This is a genomic window from Martelella sp. K41-7 (assembly GCF_055808365.1).
The window spans coordinates 106,729-122,331 of sequence record NZ_JBVVRV010000002.1 but is presented as its reverse complement, the minus strand read 5'-3'; the positions used below and the strand labels follow the sequence as shown (position 1 = coordinate 122,331).

General features: G+C 60.2%; 14 protein-coding genes and 1 pseudogene. 4 read left to right on the top strand and 11 right to left on the bottom strand.

The window, feature by feature from the left end:
- Position 1: 1 nt before the first annotated feature.
- Positions 2-1,162, bottom strand: a complete 1,161-nt coding sequence (locus tag AC0L7L_RS21015) for an efflux RND transporter periplasmic adaptor subunit (RefSeq protein WP_473514167.1) — start codon at positions 1,160-1,162, stop codon at positions 2-4.
- A 636-nt stretch (positions 1,163-1,798) separates the two neighbouring features.
- The gene (locus AC0L7L_RS21010) at positions 1,799-3,016 is read right to left on the bottom strand and encodes a citrate synthase (protein ID WP_473514166.1); all 1,218 of its coding nucleotides are present in this window, start codon (positions 3,014-3,016) and stop codon (positions 1,799-1,801) included.
- 76 nt (positions 3,017-3,092) lie between these two features.
- Here AC0L7L_RS21010 and AC0L7L_RS21005 point away from each other — a divergent pair, with 76 nt between their 5' ends.
- Positions 3,093-4,187 carry a citrate synthase gene (locus AC0L7L_RS21005; RefSeq protein ID WP_473514165.1) on the top strand — a complete coding sequence of 365 codons (1,095 nt, stop codon included), beginning with the start codon at positions 3,093-3,095 and terminating at the stop codon, positions 4,185-4,187.
- Positions 4,188-4,485: 298 nt separating this feature from the next.
- On the opposite strand, the gene AC0L7L_RS21000 is transcribed toward AC0L7L_RS21005, so the two are convergent.
- From AC0L7L_RS21000 to AC0L7L_RS20970, 7 genes and pseudogenes are all read right to left on the bottom strand, one after another.
- Complete coding sequence (locus AC0L7L_RS21000; protein ID WP_473514164.1) at positions 4,486-4,647, bottom strand: hypothetical protein; 162 nt, start codon at positions 4,645-4,647, stop codon at positions 4,486-4,488.
- 424 nt (positions 4,648-5,071) lie between these two features.
- Positions 5,072-5,908, bottom strand: coding sequence for an IS5 family transposase (locus tag AC0L7L_RS20995; RefSeq protein ID WP_272212434.1), 837 nt, complete (start codon positions 5,906-5,908; stop codon positions 5,072-5,074).
- 367 nt (positions 5,909-6,275) lie between these two features.
- Positions 6,276-6,763, bottom strand: a pseudogene (locus AC0L7L_RS20990) (IS91 family transposase); the annotation flags it as partial.
- Between the two features lie 10 nt (positions 6,764-6,773).
- Positions 6,774-7,781 (bottom strand): zinc-binding alcohol dehydrogenase family protein, encoded by a 1,008-nt coding sequence (locus AC0L7L_RS20985; protein WP_473514163.1) that lies wholly within the window; start codon positions 7,779-7,781, stop codon positions 6,774-6,776.
- Positions 7,781-8,557, bottom strand: coding sequence for an ATP-binding cassette domain-containing protein (locus tag AC0L7L_RS20980; RefSeq protein ID WP_272214466.1), 777 nt, complete (start codon positions 8,555-8,557; stop codon positions 7,781-7,783). The genes AC0L7L_RS20985 and AC0L7L_RS20980 overlap by 1 nt, the downstream gene beginning before the upstream one ends.
- 67 nt (positions 8,558-8,624) lie before the next feature.
- Entirely contained in the window at positions 8,625-9,563 is a 939-nt protein-coding gene (locus tag AC0L7L_RS20975; RefSeq protein WP_272214467.1) for an ABC transporter substrate-binding protein, read from the bottom strand.
- A 41-nt stretch (positions 9,564-9,604) separates the two neighbouring features.
- Positions 9,605-10,615, bottom strand: a complete 1,011-nt coding sequence (locus AC0L7L_RS20970; protein ID WP_473514266.1) for an ABC transporter permease — start codon at positions 10,613-10,615, stop codon at positions 9,605-9,607.
- A gap of 153 nt (positions 10,616-10,768) precedes the next feature.
- Between AC0L7L_RS20970 and AC0L7L_RS20965 the strand changes: the two genes are divergently transcribed.
- The gene (locus AC0L7L_RS20965; RefSeq protein ID WP_473514162.1) at positions 10,769-11,671 is read left to right on the top strand and encodes a GntR family transcriptional regulator; all 903 of its coding nucleotides are present in this window, start codon (positions 10,769-10,771) and stop codon (positions 11,669-11,671) included.
- Here AC0L7L_RS20965 and AC0L7L_RS20960 read toward each other — a convergent pair.
- The gene (locus AC0L7L_RS20960; protein ID WP_473514161.1) at positions 11,663-12,625 is read right to left on the bottom strand and encodes an aldo/keto reductase; all 963 of its coding nucleotides are present in this window, start codon (positions 12,623-12,625) and stop codon (positions 11,663-11,665) included. The two genes, AC0L7L_RS20965 and AC0L7L_RS20960, sit on opposite strands and share 9 nt — an antisense overlap.
- A gap of 51 nt (positions 12,626-12,676) precedes the next feature.
- Positions 12,677-12,901, bottom strand: coding sequence for a hypothetical protein (locus AC0L7L_RS20955; protein ID WP_473514160.1), 225 nt, complete (start codon positions 12,899-12,901; stop codon positions 12,677-12,679).
- Between the two features lie 672 nt (positions 12,902-13,573).
- On the opposite strand from AC0L7L_RS20955, the gene AC0L7L_RS20950 reads away from it, so the two are divergent.
- Entirely contained in the window at positions 13,574-14,551 is a 978-nt protein-coding gene (locus AC0L7L_RS20950) for a TRAP transporter substrate-binding protein (protein WP_272214472.1), read from the top strand.
- Between the two features lie 174 nt (positions 14,552-14,725).
- Positions 14,726-15,487, top strand: a complete 762-nt coding sequence (kduD, locus tag AC0L7L_RS20945; RefSeq protein WP_272214473.1) for a 2-dehydro-3-deoxy-D-gluconate 5-dehydrogenase KduD — start codon at positions 14,726-14,728, stop codon at positions 15,485-15,487.
- Positions 15,488-15,603 lie beyond the last annotated feature (116 nt).

The following is a 15,603-nucleotide window of genomic DNA, read 5'->3' as shown; positions in this document are numbered from 1 at the left end:
TCTAATGCTTGCTGGCCGCCGGTGCGGCATCGCGCGCGGCGATAACCGGGCTCACGCGCGTGCCGTCCTGCAGGCGATCCTGACCGCGAATGACGATGACCTCGCCCACCTTCAGGCCGGCGGAGACGACAAGACGCCCGCCAATGGCGTCGCCCAGAACCACGTCGCGCCGTTCGGCCCGCCCGTCGACAGTCACCACCACGATCTGCGCCTCGCCGGCGCCGTTGCGCACGACCGCCTCCTCCGGCACCAGCAGCGCATCTGGCAGAACCCCGCGCGGCAGTCGCGCGCGGACATACATGCCGGGCAGAAGTCTGAGACCGGGGTTTTCCACCTCGACCCGGACCATGGCATTGCCGGTCCCGGGGTCGACCGTGACGTCCGACAGAACCAGTGTGCCCGGACGGGGATGCGGCTTGCCATCGGCGTCCAGAATCTCGACCGGGCCCAGGCCCTGTTCGGCGGCAGACTGCACCCCGTCGAGCTTCGTTGCCGGCAGGCGCAGGTCGACATAGACGCGGTCCAGCTCCTGCACCACGGCCAGCTCCGTCTGGCTTGACGTCGACGCGAGCGCCCCCTCGTCCGCCAGCTTACGCCCGACATAGCCCTTGATCGGCGACCGTATGGTCGCGAAGTCGAGATCGAGCTTTCGGCGGTGAGCGACCGCTTGGGCCTCGGCGAGATTAGCCTCAGCCATGGTCAGCTCGTTTTGCGCCTGCTCGTAATTCTTGCGGCTCGTCACATTTTCCGCCACAAGCGCTTCCGCCCGCGCCAAGCCCTGCCGCGCATGCGCCAACGCCCCTTCGGCACGCGTCACCCCTGCCCGCGCGGTTTCGAGATCGGCCTGAAGCGGGTCCGGGTCGATTTCAAACAGGATCTGACCGGCCGCAACCTCGGTCCCGCCTTCGACAAGCCGCTTCTTGATGATGCCGGTGACCTGCGGCCGGATTTCAACCCGCCGATAGGCCGCCACGCGCCCGGGAAAGACGTCGATCAGGACGACGCGCTCCGGCTGAAGCATGAGGGTGGTGACCTGCGCGGGAGCCTGCGTATAAGAGGATGCGCCTTCCGGTTCCGTAACCGCACCGCCCCGGAAAATCAGAAACAAAGAGAGGACGATTACACAAACGATGAAGGCGATGAACGAAAAGCGGTGCGACATGACAGGCGTCCGGATTGATGTATTTCGTCCGCAACTGACACGCGCCCTTCCATAGTCGGTCGAGAAATGATGGAGATTTGGTGGAGATTGTCGATCTGCGCTTGAAACAGTTGTTTCTCCAAGGCTGTGGTCAGTAGAGCGTCTACGTCGCGATGGCGATCTAGGGGGAACGCGACATGTTCAGGGCTTCGCGCAAAATCTCCAACTAAAGCGTTTGCTTGGCCAAGGATATGACGACGTCAGTCACGAACTGCGCCACGATACCGATCCCGGTGAGATGGCCTCGCAAGATGTTTACCAGCATTGTTCTCGGCCGGAGGAGAACGCCATCAGGATCGACTGCTGCATGAAACCCTAGGACGAAGGTTTTCCGACAGACAGCGGTGTCATCGCCATGATGGTGCCGGAGGCGCAAACCCGTCAGGTCTTGAAGGGATATGAACCAGTGACCTTCGTTGTGATGTTGGCCCGCGTGAAAATTCCGCTACCCAAAAAGAGCTTGCCCCCGATGGGATGACAAAAATGGGGCCGCGAGGAAATGGCGGATTTCGTGGGCAAAAACACGAAAGCAGTGGTTCCCGCTGACCAGTCGCGCCGGCATTTTTGGCCTGGCGCTGCCTCTAAACTTGCCAAACCTCAGATCGGATCCGCGATCTGGCTCCTTCCCGCAGCTGGACCTGTGTAGCGGGCACGGGGGCGGATGAGCTGCTGTGCCGTCTGCTGTTCCATGGCGTGTGCAATCCATCCCGCCGTGCGGGCGATTGCGAAGATCGCGGTTTCATGGCCGACCGGCAGGCCGAGCATTCGGGTCATCACCGCAAGCGCATAGTCGATTGTTGGAAACAGCCCCGTTGTTTCCTGCACGAGGCGCGGAGCGTCGCGGGTCAGGCGCGGATCGGCTTCAGCGCTGGATAATGCAGCCAGCAGGTTTTCGGCACGGGGATCTCCGTTTTCATAGACGGCGTGACCAAAGCCATGGAAGTCTTCTCCCAGCATCGCGCGCTCGCGTATGTTGGTCGCGATGTCGCCCGCCGCCAGCGTATCAAGCAAACGCGCTGCCAGCGGTCCCGCGCCGCCATGCCTTGGGCCTTTCAGCGCCGCGAGACCCGCCACCGTGGCGTCGTAGAGATTGATGTCGGTCGAGGTGGCGCAGCGCACTGTATAAGCCGAGGCATTCAGCTCATGTTCGGCCAGAAGCACGAGTGCACGGCGGATCAGATCTTCGGCCGGGGGATTGTCCGGCGCCCAGATAGCGGCAATCTGGCTATGCACAGGAGCTGCAGACGCTGGCGTTCCGAGAACCGCTGACGTCACCAGCCGCATCACTCTTGCTCCGGTTTCGGCCCTCCCGACAGTCGATCTGTTGAAAGCGCGGAGGTCATCTTCGCCTGCAAGTGCGGTCAGCGCTATGGCCCGGGCGAGCGGCTGGCGGTCTGCCATCGCCATGCGCGAGGCTTCAAGGTTCGGTGATGATGGCGGCATGTTGTCCTCGGCAAACGGATCGGCATTTGTGATGTCCCACAACAGCGTCGCCGTTTCTTCCAGCGTTGCCTGTTCGGCAAGCTTTGTCGCCAACACGCCCCGATAAAGCGGGCCTTGCGCGGTGATCGTCGAGATCGCGGAGTCGAGAACGGAACCGTCACCCGGAGCGCCTCGTGCTGCCAGGTAGGGCGCACGCCGGTTCTTGAGTGCCCTGACATCGTCGGCACTGTAGCGTTTTGCCCTTGACGCAGGCACCGCCTCGGAGCGGATCAGGCCGCGGCTCACATAGGCATAGAGCGTTGCCGGCGACACCGACAGTTCCGCGGCGGCCTCGCCGGCAGTCAGGTAAAGCGAGTCGATATCTTTCTTCATATTGATTAATATAATCAAGATTGATCAACGTGGAAAGATGGTCTTCTTCTTCCCTCTTCGAAGAAGGAGTTTGGCTATGAACCACCAATCCCGGCCCGCGATCGGGCTTGACGGCGTTGTTGCGGCGCAAACCCGGCTTTCCCATGTGGCGGGCGAGCGGGGCGAATTGATCATCGCTGGAGAATATGTCGACGATCTTGCTTTTGATCGCGATTTCGAGGCGCTTGCCACCCGTCTCTGGGCGCTTGCAAAGGACGAAGATGTCGATGCCGACTACGTCCGCGCGGCTCTCGGGAAGTCGCGTGTCGAAGCGTTCGCGCGCGTGCCTGCCGTTCTGTCCGTTACCGAGGGGATGCCACTCGTTGATGGTTTCCGCGTAGCTGTCGCGGCACTCCGCCCAAGCGATGAGCTTCCGCCGGAAATTGCACTGCTTGGCGCGATGCCGGTCATGGCTGCCGCACTCGTTCGTCGCAGTGAGGATCAGGCCGTTGTCGAACCTGATGCCAACGCCTCCCACGCGGGCGATTTTTTGCGGATGTTGCGCGGCACCCATGCTTCGCCGCCGGAGATCGCCGCGTTGAATGCCTATCTGATCACGGTTTCCGACCATGGCATGAACGCCTCCACTTTCGCGGGTCGGGTCGTCGCTTCCACCGCCGCCGATCTCTTCATGACGGTCACAGCTGCCTACTGCGCGCTCAGTGGCCCGTTGCATGGTGGCGCGCCGGAGCCGGTACTCGACATGCTGGATGCAATTGGCGCTGAAGACCGTATCGAAGACTGGATTGATGCGGCTCTCGCGCGCGGGGACAGGCTCATGGGCTTTGGTCATCGTATTTATCGGGTCCGCGACCCGCGCGCTGATGTGCTGAAGGCTGCCGTTGAAAAGCTCCACACTAAAAATAAGGACCTGGGGCTTGCGACACGAGTAGAGGCATACGCCCGTCAGGCACTTGCGAGTCACAAACCCGACCGCAAGCTCGATACCAATGTCGAGTTCTTCACCGCGATCCTGCTCGATGCGCTGAAGATACCCCGCCAGGCCTTTACGCCAGTGTTTGCTGCGGGCCGCACGGCCGGCTGGACAGCGCATGGCATTGAACAGCAGCGTACGGGACGCCTGTTGCGGCCCGATGCTGCGTATGCAGGTAAAATACCTGAAAAATTTTAGCCGCGACATGGAAATTTCAAAGGCCGCCGAAATAACTCGGCGGCTTATCTATATTGGTAATTCCGGCAGGGTCACTATTGTCCAACCGGATGGCGATCGAAGGCCAGATGATTCTCAACGACCGACATGGTCGCGCTTTGCAGCCTTCCAGCCCGCATATGGCGAAGGGCCTTTTCGAGCCTGTCTCCGGGTTCCCCCTCCGCCACTCCCCCGCGAAAGCGTTCCCTCGATCGGGCCATGTCCGGCCGAGCGCTGAACTATGAGCTTACCGTACGCACAATCAATGGCATCGCACACGTCAGGATTTTCGTGACAACAACAAAGCGAGGTCGGCCGAGGCTGCGCCGCCAGCGAGCATGGTCGCCATAAACACCGTGTTGAGCCGACTGCGGGCAGACGGGTCGAGCGCTTTGACGCGTGCCTGGTTGGCAACCTGAGAGGACTGCACCGCAAGGTCCATGATCAAGACACCGGCCACAAGGCCGACGATAGAGTTTTGCCACAATCCGAAGATGCGAAGGCGAGCACTACCAAGCCCGCGCTGGCCGGTACCACCAGGCTCCGCATCACCATGTCTTCCTGCATGCGCTGGCGAAGGGGTGTAATCGGGGCAGCGTCAGGACTTGAGGGGATATGAACCCTTGACCTGTCGTGGTGACATTCATCCGTGTGAGAATTCTGTTACCCAAACAAGAGCTTACCCCCGTGAGGATGACAAAAATGGGACCGGGAGTCGTCCGGCAGGTTTAGACCGCCCCACGAGCAAAACGGACGCTCTGGTATGATAGGCGAAGAATTGCTTGCCGCCCGAAGCGGACATTGCGACAGCGCCTTGCGAATATCTGCTAACACTACTTTGGGATTTTAGAGCCGGATTCAAAAGTTCATGATGGGAAACAATATCGTGCGAGGCGTCTGGTCATCACCCTGATGCTGGCGATGTTGACCCATGCTGTGGCGCTTGCGATGGACTTTTCCCAATCTTTGGCCAACCGACGGCATCGTCCGAACCAGCCGAAGGTGCGCTCCACCACCCATCGGCGGGGCAGAACCTCAAAGCCTTTCGCTATGTCGGAGCGCTTGATGATTTCAAGGTTCCATTGGCCGCATCCGCGCAGCGCTTTTCGCAACTTCTGCCCGGCATAGCCGCCATCTGCGAAGACATGGCGCAACCAGGGGAAACGGTAGCGGATGGCTTTCAGGACATCGGGCGCACCGTCGCGGTCCTGGATATCGGCAGCATGGACAAGCACGAACAGCATCAGCCCGATCGTATCGGTGATGATGTGGCGCTTGCGGCCCTTGATCTTCTTGCCGGCGTCGTAGCCCGAAACCCCGCCGCTTTCGGTGGTCTTGACACTCTGGCTGTCGATGACACCGGCTGTGGGCGAGGCCTCGCGCCCCTCCAGTTCGCGCGTAGCGCAGACGAGCAGATGATTGATGGTCTGCCAAAGGCCGATGTCGCGCCAGCCATAGAAATAGCCTCGCACCGTGGAGACCGGAGGGAAGTCCTTCGGCAGAGCCCGCCATTGACTGCCGCTGCCCGCAATATAAAGGATCGCGTTCACCACTTCCCTCATATTCGTTTTCCGTGGCCGCCCACCGGGCTTGGCCAGCGGTATCAGTGGAGCAATTACAGCCCACTCACGATCCGTCAAATCGGTTGGATAGCGAAGGCGATCGCGGTTATGCTGCAGGCGGGTGATATCAGTCCAGGGCATGCAATCCTCCACGTTCTTGGCAGAGGTGGTTGAATCACATCCTTCTGATATCACTCAACAACTTTTAAATCGGGCTCTCAGCTCCTGCGCCAAAACCCGCCAGTCCTTTTTCATGAAGAGTTTCGAGTGCCATCAGGCGTACGAAAGTCGTCGAGGAAGGAACCTGCGGGCGGCGAAGACCGGACTATGGGATTTTCATTTTCAGCCCATCCCTGAACTGACGTGGATTGGGTATTTTGCGCGCCGTATCTGTTGCGATCAGACAGTTTTGGCGTGTCTTCGCGCTGCGGTCGCGGATAAACATATGCCAGTAGACGGCTTGGTCGAGCCTGGTCATGGTGATGGAAGCGCACGGGAACGTTGGTTGCCTCGGGCGGAGTAGTGTCCCGGGCAGAATATGGATCAGGAAGCGGCGGATGAACTCGGCGGTGGCGAGTGTCATGATCTGCGGCCGTCGCTGCCCTCGCGGCGGTAGTCCTTGTAGCGGAAGGTGACGCCGGCCTTGTCGAACGAGATCAGACGTCTGTTCGAGATCGCCACCCGGTGGGTATAGCGCGACAGGTGCCGCACAAATGCCCGGCGATCGGCCAGATGGGCTACTGAGCCGAAGACGGTAAGCTTGCCGGCATCACGGAGCTGAAGCCGTCGCGTGAGGAACAGGCGGCGGAACGGCTTTCCGAGCACGCGCACCGGCAGGAGGAACGCCAAGCGTGATGATATCCATCGTTTTCCATCAAGGGCAATGCCACCGCCGGGCACGATCATGTGAACATGGGGATGATGGGCCATGGCCGAACCCCATGTGTGGAGCACGGCGGTGATGCCGATGCGCGCGCCGAGATGCTTCGGATCGGCGCGATCGCAATTACGGCCTGACGAGCACTTTCACCAGATGATCCCGCGCGCCCACCAGTTGCGAAAAACGCCGGGGCAGATCGGCCATCGCGATCACTTCGGATGCAATTGCATCGGTCGGGATGTCGCCCGCGCGCATCGCGGCCATCACGCGCTCGAAATCGGATTTCAGCGCGTTGCGCGAGCCGATGATGCGGGCCTCCCGCTTGTGAAATTCTGAATCGGCGAAGGTGATGTCGTCTTTCACCACGCTGACCAGCACGGCGCTGCCGCCATGGGCAAGCAGCGGAAACCCCGCCTCGATCGCCCTGGCATTTCCGGTTGCGTCGAAAACCACGTCGAACCCTTCGGAAAGCGCGCCCAAAAGAATGTCACCGGTGGGCTGGTGCCGTTTTTCGAAGCCGAAAAGATCGCGCGCGAGATCGAGCCGGGTCCGGCTCAGGTCCATCAGGTGAACATCGGCGCCGGCAAGCCGGGCAAACAGCGCCGTACCGATGCCGATCGGGCCGGCCCCGGTCACGAGCACGACGTCCCCCTCCCCCGTGCAGGAACGGGCAACCGCATGCGCCCCGATGGCAAGAAACTCCACCATGGCAGCCTGTTGCGGCGTCAGATCATCGGCCGGATAGACGTTTTCGGCCGGCACGGCGATGCGTGCGCACATGCCGCCGTCGCGGTGAACGCCGAGTACCGAAATGGCGCTGCAGCAATTCGGTTTGCCGCGCCGGCAGGCCCGGCACGCGCCGCAGGAGACATAGGGGTTGATCACGACAAGCTTGCCGGCATCGGGGCCGCTTGCGACATAACCAGACAGTTCATGGCCGATCACGCGCGGATAGTCCAGAAACGGGTGCTTGCCCTCGAAGATGTGGTAGTCCGTCCCGCAGATACCGATCGCCGCGATGTCGATCAGAACCCAGCCCTCCGGCGCCTCCAGGGGGCGCGGTCTGCGCTCAAGAGTCATCCGGCCGGGTTCGACGCAGACGATGCTCTCCATCATGCCCGTTTTCGCGTCCATCAGTCTGTCGGCTCCAGGTTTTTCGCAGACCAGTCGGCCGGCAGTTCGCCTTTGATGATCAGGCTGAGCACGTCATCCTTGGTCACTTCGTTGATGGGATGCGCGCCGACAACCCGGCCCTTGTTCATCACCACAACGCGGTCGCACAGATCGAACACGTCGTGCATGTCATGGCTGACAAGAAAAATGCCGATGCCTTCATCGCGCAGCTTCAAGATGAGGTCGGCCACCATTGCGGTTTCGGAAGGCCCGAGTGCTGCCGTGGGCTCGTCCATGATCAGTATCTTGGTATCGAAATAGATGGCACGCGCGATCGCGATCACCTGCCGCTGCCCGCCGGAGAGGCTCGAGACGGGATCGCGCAAATTCTTGAAGTTCGGGTTCAGCCGGGCGAGCACCTCCCGCGCCTCGCGCAGCATGCGGGCGTCGTCCAGATTGCCGAACCGGGTCTTCAGTTCGCGGCCGAGAAACAGGTTCGCCGGGGCATCGAGATGGTCCGACAGCGCAAGCGTCTGATAGATGGTCTCGACGCCGGCGGCGCGGGCATCGTTCGGCTCGGCGAAGTGCACCGTTTTGCCATCCACCCGGATCTCGCCCTCATTGGGGACCATCGCGCCGGCGAGTATCTTCATCAGACAGGATTTGCCGGCGCCATTGTGGCCGAGCAGTCCGACCACCTCGCCGGGATAGAGATCGACCGACACATGGTCCACCGCGCGCACGCCGCCAAAGTGTTTTTCGATGCCGATCATGTCTACAAGCGGTGTTCGGGACATAGCTTGACCTTTCGCTGAGACGGGAAAAGGTGCCGGAGGCTCTATATGTCAGCCTCCGGCCAAAGGCTCAGTAGAGCACGTTCTGGGCTTCGTCGGAGTCGATGTTGTCCTTGTCGACCATGACGACGCCGGTGTTGATGAAGCCTTCGACCTTTTTGCCGTTCAGCAGGTCGATGACCGTGTTCACGCCCTTTTCGCCCATCGCGAAGGAGCCCTGCACCGCTATGGCATCTAGCACGCCGTCACGCACGAATTGCTGCAGGTCGGCATTGCCATCGAAGCCGAGCGCCACGAGATCACCAGCCTTGCCCGCCTGCACGATTGCCCGGCCCATGCCGACGGCTGTCGGCTCGTTGGCGCCGAAGATGCCGACGAGGTCGGGGTTGGCGGCCAGAATATCGGTGGTCTGGTTCAGCGCCTTGGCCATCTGGCTTTCCGAATAGTAGGGGCCGACGATCTCGATATCGGAATTGGCGCCGATATAGTCCTGAAAGCAGCCGACACGGCCGATTTCAGAGCCAACGCCTGCGACATAGGACATGACGGCAACCTTGCCCTTTGTGCCCGCTTCCTTGATCATCCGCTGGGCGACCTGCTTGCCGGCCGCACAGTTGTCGGTGGAAAGGAAGGCCTGATAGCTGTCCTTATACTGGTCGGAAAGCGCGCTATCGATGATGACGACGGGGATGCCGCTCTGATAGGCGCGCTTGACCACCGGGCCGAGCGCATCCGGGTCGGACGGCGCCAACACGATGCCGGCGACGCCGCGGTTGATGGCGTTCTCGACCAGGTTCACCTCGGCGGCGATGTCGCTTTCGGCCGCCGGCCCGTCGAAGCTCATCGAGTGTTCCGACTGGTTTTCGGTGGCCGCCTCAGCGCCCTTGTTGACGTTCTGCCAGAAGTTGGAGTTCGTGGTTTTCACGATGACGGCGATTTCGCCGGCATGCGCCATTCCCGCGGTCAGTGCAAACGCGGATGCTGCGATAAGGTATTTCAGGCTTTTCATCTCATTCCTCCTCTTTTGAGATGCAGAAAAAACAGTCAGGCTCAGTCGCTCTTGCGGCTTCGCACCTGGTCGATCCAGACAGCGCCGATGACGACGAAGCCGATCACGATCTGCTGGATAAAGGCGGAGACGCCCGCCATGTTGAGGCCGTTTCGAAGGATGCCGATGATAAAGGCGCCGATCATGGTGCCGGAGATCGTGCCGACGCCGCCGGAGAGCGAGGCGCCGCCAATGACCGCGGCGGCAATCGCATCGAGCTCGTACATGACGCCTTCGCTGGGCTGGGCCGTAACGAGCCGTGACATCAAAACGTTCCCGGCAATTCCGGCGAGAGCGCCCGACATGGTGTAGGCGAACAGCTTGGTGCGGTTGGTCCGCACGCCTGAAAGCCGCGCGGCTTCCTCGTTGGACCCGGTCGCATAAATGTGACGGCCGACCTGACGGCGGTTCAGCAGATAGGCGGCGGCGATCGCCATCGCAAACATGAGGATCGCCGGATAGGGAATGCCCGGGAAGATCACCTTTGGAAAGCCGTTCGCCTGCATTTCGACGACGCGGAACAGCGCACCGTTGCCAAGCACGCCAAAAGCCTCGCCGAGCTGGGAAATGGGACGCGCGCCCGTCAGCTGCAGCGCCAGGCCGCGCGCAATCAGCATCATCCCAAGCGTTGCAACGAAGGGCGGAATACGCAGCCTTGTAATGACGAACCCGTTGAACGCGCCGCAGAGCGCGCCGGCCACAACGCCCACCAGCATGGCCGGGGCGACGGGCAAGCCCGCCTTGACGGACATTGCGGTTATGACGCCGGAAAGGGCAAGGACGGACCCGACGGACAGATCGATCCCGCCGGTGATGATAACCATCGTCATGCCGATGCCGAGAAGACCGATAACCGATGTCTGCAGTAGCACGGTCAAGCCATTATTGACCGAAAAGAAGGCCTGGTTCGCGAAGCCGAAACCGATGATCAGCAAGACGAGTGTTATAAGCGCCGATAGCCGGTGGAACTGGGCCTGCCCAAAGGACACGCCTTTCCAACTGCGGCCTTGCATCGGCCGACTCGCATCGAACATGAGGTCTCCTCCCTCGTTCTGCACGTAATAATTTAATACCAAATAACTTTACGCTTGATGCGCGTCAATTGTTTTTTATAATTTAATACTATGATATTATGAACCGTACGCGCGAATCGTGAGAATGAGGCAATGGCAAGAAGCGACATCCGCTACAGAAATGCATATAACCGGCTGCTTGATTATTGTGAGACCTTGTCGGTCGGGGCGGCGATCCCGGCCGAAACCATGTTGAGCGAGATCGCCGATGTCAGCCGGACGGTGGTGCGGCGTTGCCTGAGCCGAATGGAGGAACGCGGACTCATCTCATGGAAGGGGCGGGAAAAGTGCTTGCTGCGCGAGCCGGACGATGCCGACCGCCTCGAGATCGCTGAGCCGGGTGCTCCGAGCGACGATCTCGAACAGCGGTTTCTCGACTGGATTCTGCGCTTCGATGTCCCGGCCGACACGCCTTTATCCGTGGCTGATCTTTCACGGACGTTCGGCGTCCCCCAGCACGAAATCAAGGAATTCCTCGCAGGCCTCAGCCGGTTCGGCCTTGTGGCCCGCCGTCAGAAAGGCGGCTGGATGCTGCGCGGCTTCACGATGGACTTCGCAGTGGAACTGTCGGATTTCCGCTCGGTCCTGGAGATCAACGCGGTGAACCAGGCCGCCGAAGCGCCCGTTGGTCATCCCGTCTGGGCTAGGCTTTCCGAACTGCGGAGGCTCCACATCGCGCTTCGGCAAAGCATCGAGACGGACTATCACGAGTTCTCCAAACTCGACGAAGCCTTCCACGCGGCGATCAATTCGGTCGTGAAAAACCGCTTTGTGGAGGAATTCCAGAAGGTCATCTCGCTGATTTTCCACTATCATTACATGTGGGACAAGACTGACGAGAAGACGCGCAACGCTGCCGCGATCGACGAGCATTTGGCGATCATCGATGCGCTTGAAAGACGTGACGCCGCTGCGGCGTGCGACGCGGCCTCACGCCATCTGCGAACCTCCAAAACGACGCTCCTCTCGTCGCTCCGCCACCACGAACTAGCCTAGAAAACGCTCTGCCCGTGCGGAAATCTCGGCCTGCAACGCCTCGAGGTTTCGCGCGAGCGTGGCGGGCCTGGCCGTGCCGATCAGAACCGAGGCAGATGCCGGGTGCCGCTTTGCAAACTGCAGCGCGGCGGTCGGAAGCGCCAGCCCGGCCCGTTCCGCCTCCGCCTGAAGCGCCGCCACCTTGTTCAGTACCGCTTTCGATGCAGGTTCGTAGTCGTAGGTCGCGCCATCGACAGGACCGGTTGCAAGAATGCCCGAGTTGAAGATGCCGCCGAGCACGAGGCTGGTTTCTTCGCTGAGACACCGCGGCACGAGTTTCGCCTCGGCCGAACGGTCGAGCAGTGTCAGCCTACCGGCCAGAAGGATGGCATCAATTGGCCCATGGTCCATCACGTCAAGACACACCTGGCATTCGTTCACGCCCAGCCCGAAGGCCCCGATCCTGCCAGCTTCCTTCAGCCTGACAAGACGGTCGTAGCCGGAGCCGAGAAAATCCTCCATATTGGCCGCGTTGCCGGAACCGTGGGTGTATTCGCCAATATCATGCACATAGACGATGTCGATATGGGTGACGCCAAGCCGCCGAAAGCTCTGCTCGAGGCTCTCCTCGATACCGTCGCCGGAATAGTCGTAACGCACATCGTTTTGCGCCGGCTTCACGAAACTGTCAGCTTCCGCAATCGGTTCCATAGCCGGAGAGAGGACGCGGCCGACCTTGGTCGACACCACAAATCCGGCCCGCCCTTCGAGAAAACGCCCGAGCCGCATTTCCGAAAGCCCCCTGCCATAATGCGGCGCGGTATCGAAATAGCGGATACCGCCCTTCCAGGCGGCCTGAAGCACGGCCTCGGCGTCGCCGTCCGTGATCTCCCGGTAGAGATTGCCGATGCTGGAACAGCCGAAGGAAACGTCCGTTACCGCCACGGCGGTTCGGCCGATCCGGTTTGTCTTCATGTGTCTTCCTCCTTCAAGGCCTCCTCCAGCAATGGCTTTTCACACCCGTCGCTATGCTGCCGGGCCCATTTGAGAAAAGCGCCGATCCCGCGCCGGAGCTTTGTATCCGCGGGCCAGCGCAGAGAGCCGATTCGCCCCGCCGCCGAGGCCACTCGTCTGGACCACCGTGATGCCGCCCAGCCTCGCGTCTCGCGCCGCTGCCGCGGAAACGAACAAGACCAGACGCGCCTGCAGGAAACGGCTCGTGCCGAACTGCAGGATCGGTGTTTTTGACATCCCATTCCTCCGATGAATTGGTTTATTATTATTTAAAACACAACAATGCGCAAGGGCGAACGCTTTCCGCCGAACCAAAGAGATTTTTCTGGAAGCTCGCGAAGGATGGGTTCAGTGCTGTGGAAATCCGGATGGATGCAAGCCAATGCGCTGATTGCCGGGAGTAACCCTAGGTTTATCTTCTCTTCGACCTTAACGGGTCTCCCGGATGCAACAGTGAAGTGGCTCGGTTTGGCTGCACAGCTTCGGGGCTCTTTGCGAAGTGGATTTCCGCCTCGATTATGCCACCACCATCACTGGCGCCAGCGCGGGCCGATCCGTCTTCAGCACGGCCCCAAATATTGGCAAACGCTTCTGCGTGAATGGCAGAATTCGGGCTGGCCGGGTGGCAAGGGCCGGGCCTCATATCTCAGGGCCTGTTTTTCAATTATAGCCGGAGGCATCGCTCCCGACAGCGGCCACCTCGTCTTGATATCGCCAAAAACAACATAGGAGAGACCGCGGTACAAAAGTCAGCAGCGGGAGGCAGAGAGTCTCGCACACAGAACATGAAATTTTCTTTCATATTGAGAATATAATTTCATATTGCATAATGCATTCCATCGCACTCGTTTGCATTTGCATTTCGAGCGCCATGGAAACTGAAAACAATGCGCTACAGGGAGTGAGACAATGAAGAAAATGACATCTGCACTGGCTATATTGGCCGCAGGCATGACGCTTGCAGCCGGTTCGGCGAACGCCACCGTACGCCTGAAGCTGGCCGATGCGCTGGCGGCGGACCATCCGACAAGCATGGTGCTCGAACAGTTTGCCGAAGAGGTTGAGGAAAAGACCGACGGCGAAGTCAAGATAAGGCTCTATATGAACGGCGTTCTCGGATCTGAACGCGAAGTTCTGGAGCAGGTACAGAACGGCGCCGTGGACATCACACGCGTCAGCGCTGCCAATCTCGAGAACTTCAACCCGATCTACCAAGCCTTCACGCTTCCCTATCTGTTCAACAGTCAGGAGCACTTCTACGATGTCATGGACGGGCCGATTGTCGACCCGGTCTATCAGGCTTCGCTCGACAGCGGCTTCATGGGGTTGACCTATTTCGACAGCGGAGCCCGTTCGTTTTACACCAAATCAAAATGCGTCGAGACGCCGGATGACCTGAAAGGCCAGAAGCTGCGCGTCATAAATTCGCATACCTCCATCCGGATGGTTGAGCTGATGGGCGGCATTCCCACGCCCCTGCCCTACGGTGAAATCTACACCGCCTTGCAGCAGGGTGTCATCGATGGCGCCGAAAACAACCCGACAGCGCTGACGCTCGGCCGTCATGGCGAAGTGGTCAAATGCTATTCGCTGGACGAGCATCTGCGCATTCCCGACTTCCTCGTGATCTCCAAAACGGCAATGGACAAGCTGACGGATGAGCAGCTTGCCATCATCAAGGAAGCCGCGGTCCATGCCACCCAGGAACAGAAGAAAGTCTGGAACGAAGCTGTCGACGAGGCCATGCAGCAGATCGAGGAAATGGGCGTCACCATCGTCCATCCCGACGAGGCGCCTTTCCAGGAAAAGGTCGCACCGCTGATCGAGGAATACAAGAAGGATCCGGCCGTCGGCCAGCTGGTCGACGCCATTCAGAACGCTCAGTAAAGTCCTCCCGGACCTGACGGAAAAGGCGCTTCTTGTCTCATAAAACAGGAAGCGCCTTTTTATTTTCCCAAGCACCTCGCCGTCAGCTGCAATCAAGTGACGTCCGCGAAACGCGCTTCTGCTCTGTCAGATTTCCGCTCGCGATATCGCCCCCACCCAAAGATTGGAAGAACCATGATCACCGATGATTTTCACCTTTCCGGAAAAACGGCAATTGTAACCGGCTGCGATACCGGTCTCGGTCAGGGCATGGCCGTTGCGCTAGCCGAGGCCGGCGCGGACATTGTCGGCGTCAATATTGTCGAGCCGGCGGATACGATCGCCAAGGTCGAGGCGCTCGGACGCCGTTTCGTGTCGATCGAAGCCAATCTGATGAAGCAGGACGACATTCCGCGGATCGTGGAAAGGGCCGTCAGTGAATTCGGCAAGATCGACATTCTGGTCAACAATGCCGGCATCATTCGCCGCGAAGACGCCACCTCCTTCTCCGAGAAGGACTGGGATGACGTGATGAACATCAACATCAAAAGCGTCTTCTTCCTATCTCAAGCCGTCGCCCGCCAGTTCATCGCGCAGGGCCATGGCGGCAAGATCGTCAATATCGCCTCGATGTTGTCGTTTCAGGGTGGAATCCGGGTGCCTTCCTATACAGCCTCGAAAAGCGGCGTCATGGGCATCACCAAACTGTTGGCGAATGAATGGGCGCACCATGGCATCAACGTCAACGCCATCGCGCCCGGCTACATGGCGACCAACAATACCGCCGCGCTGAGAGCCGACGAGGAGCGCAGCAGCGAAATCCTCGGCAGGATTCCGGCCGCGCGCTGGGGCCTTCCGCGCGATCTCGCCGGACCTGTCGTCTTCCTCGCCAGCGAAGCCTCCTCTTATGTCAACGGCTATACCATCGCCGTCGATGGCGGCTGGCTCGCCCGCTGAGGCCATGCCTGCTTGCGGATCGCCGGTCAGGCGGTCCGCTGTAAACCCTATCATCCAGGAAAATTCGGCGGTGCGCGTCTGCGCAGCGGCTTCTGCGCGTTGCCGAACGCGACAGG

Excerpts from the sequence above, each read along its gene's own strand:
- AC0L7L_RS20970 (WP_473514266.1), bottom strand. The coding sequence starts at position 10,615 with ATGCAAGGCCGCAGTTGGAAAGGCGTGTCCTTTGGGCAGGCCCAGTTC.
- AC0L7L_RS21010 (WP_473514166.1), bottom strand. The coding sequence starts at position 3,016 with ATGAAGAAAGATATCGACTCGCTTTACCTGACTGCCGGCGAGGCCGCC.
- AC0L7L_RS20965 (WP_473514162.1), top strand. The coding sequence starts at position 10,769 with ATGGCAAGAAGCGACATCCGCTACAGAAATGCATATAACCGGCTGCTT.
- kduD (WP_272214473.1), top strand. The coding sequence starts at position 14,726 with ATGATCACCGATGATTTTCACCTTTCCGGAAAAACGGCAATTGTAACC.
- AC0L7L_RS20995 (WP_272212434.1), bottom strand. The coding sequence starts at position 5,908 with ATGCCCTGGACTGATATCACCCGCCTGCAGCATAACCGCGATCGCCTT.
- AC0L7L_RS21005 (WP_473514165.1), top strand. The coding sequence starts at position 3,093 with ATGAACCACCAATCCCGGCCCGCGATCGGGCTTGACGGCGTTGTTGCG.
- AC0L7L_RS20960 (WP_473514161.1), bottom strand. The coding sequence starts at position 12,625 with ATGAAGACAAACCGGATCGGCCGAACCGCCGTGGCGGTAACGGACGTT.
- AC0L7L_RS20950 (WP_272214472.1), top strand. The coding sequence starts at position 13,574 with ATGAAGAAAATGACATCTGCACTGGCTATATTGGCCGCAGGCATGACG.
- AC0L7L_RS20955 (WP_473514160.1), bottom strand. The coding sequence starts at position 12,901 with ATGTCAAAAACACCGATCCTGCAGTTCGGCACGAGCCGTTTCCTGCAG.
- AC0L7L_RS21000 (WP_473514164.1), bottom strand. The coding sequence starts at position 4,647 with ATGGACCTTGCGGTGCAGTCCTCTCAGGTTGCCAACCAGGCACGCGTC.
- AC0L7L_RS20975 (WP_272214467.1), bottom strand. The coding sequence starts at position 9,563 with ATGAAAAGCCTGAAATACCTTATCGCAGCATCCGCGTTTGCACTGACC.
- AC0L7L_RS20980 (WP_272214466.1), bottom strand. The coding sequence starts at position 8,557 with ATGTCCCGAACACCGCTTGTAGACATGATCGGCATCGAAAAACACTTT.
- AC0L7L_RS21015 (WP_473514167.1), bottom strand. The coding sequence starts at position 1,162 with ATGTCGCACCGCTTTTCGTTCATCGCCTTCATCGTTTGTGTAATCGTC.
- AC0L7L_RS20985 (WP_473514163.1), bottom strand. The coding sequence starts at position 7,781 with ATGGACGCGAAAACGGGCATGATGGAGAGCATCGTCTGCGTCGAACCC.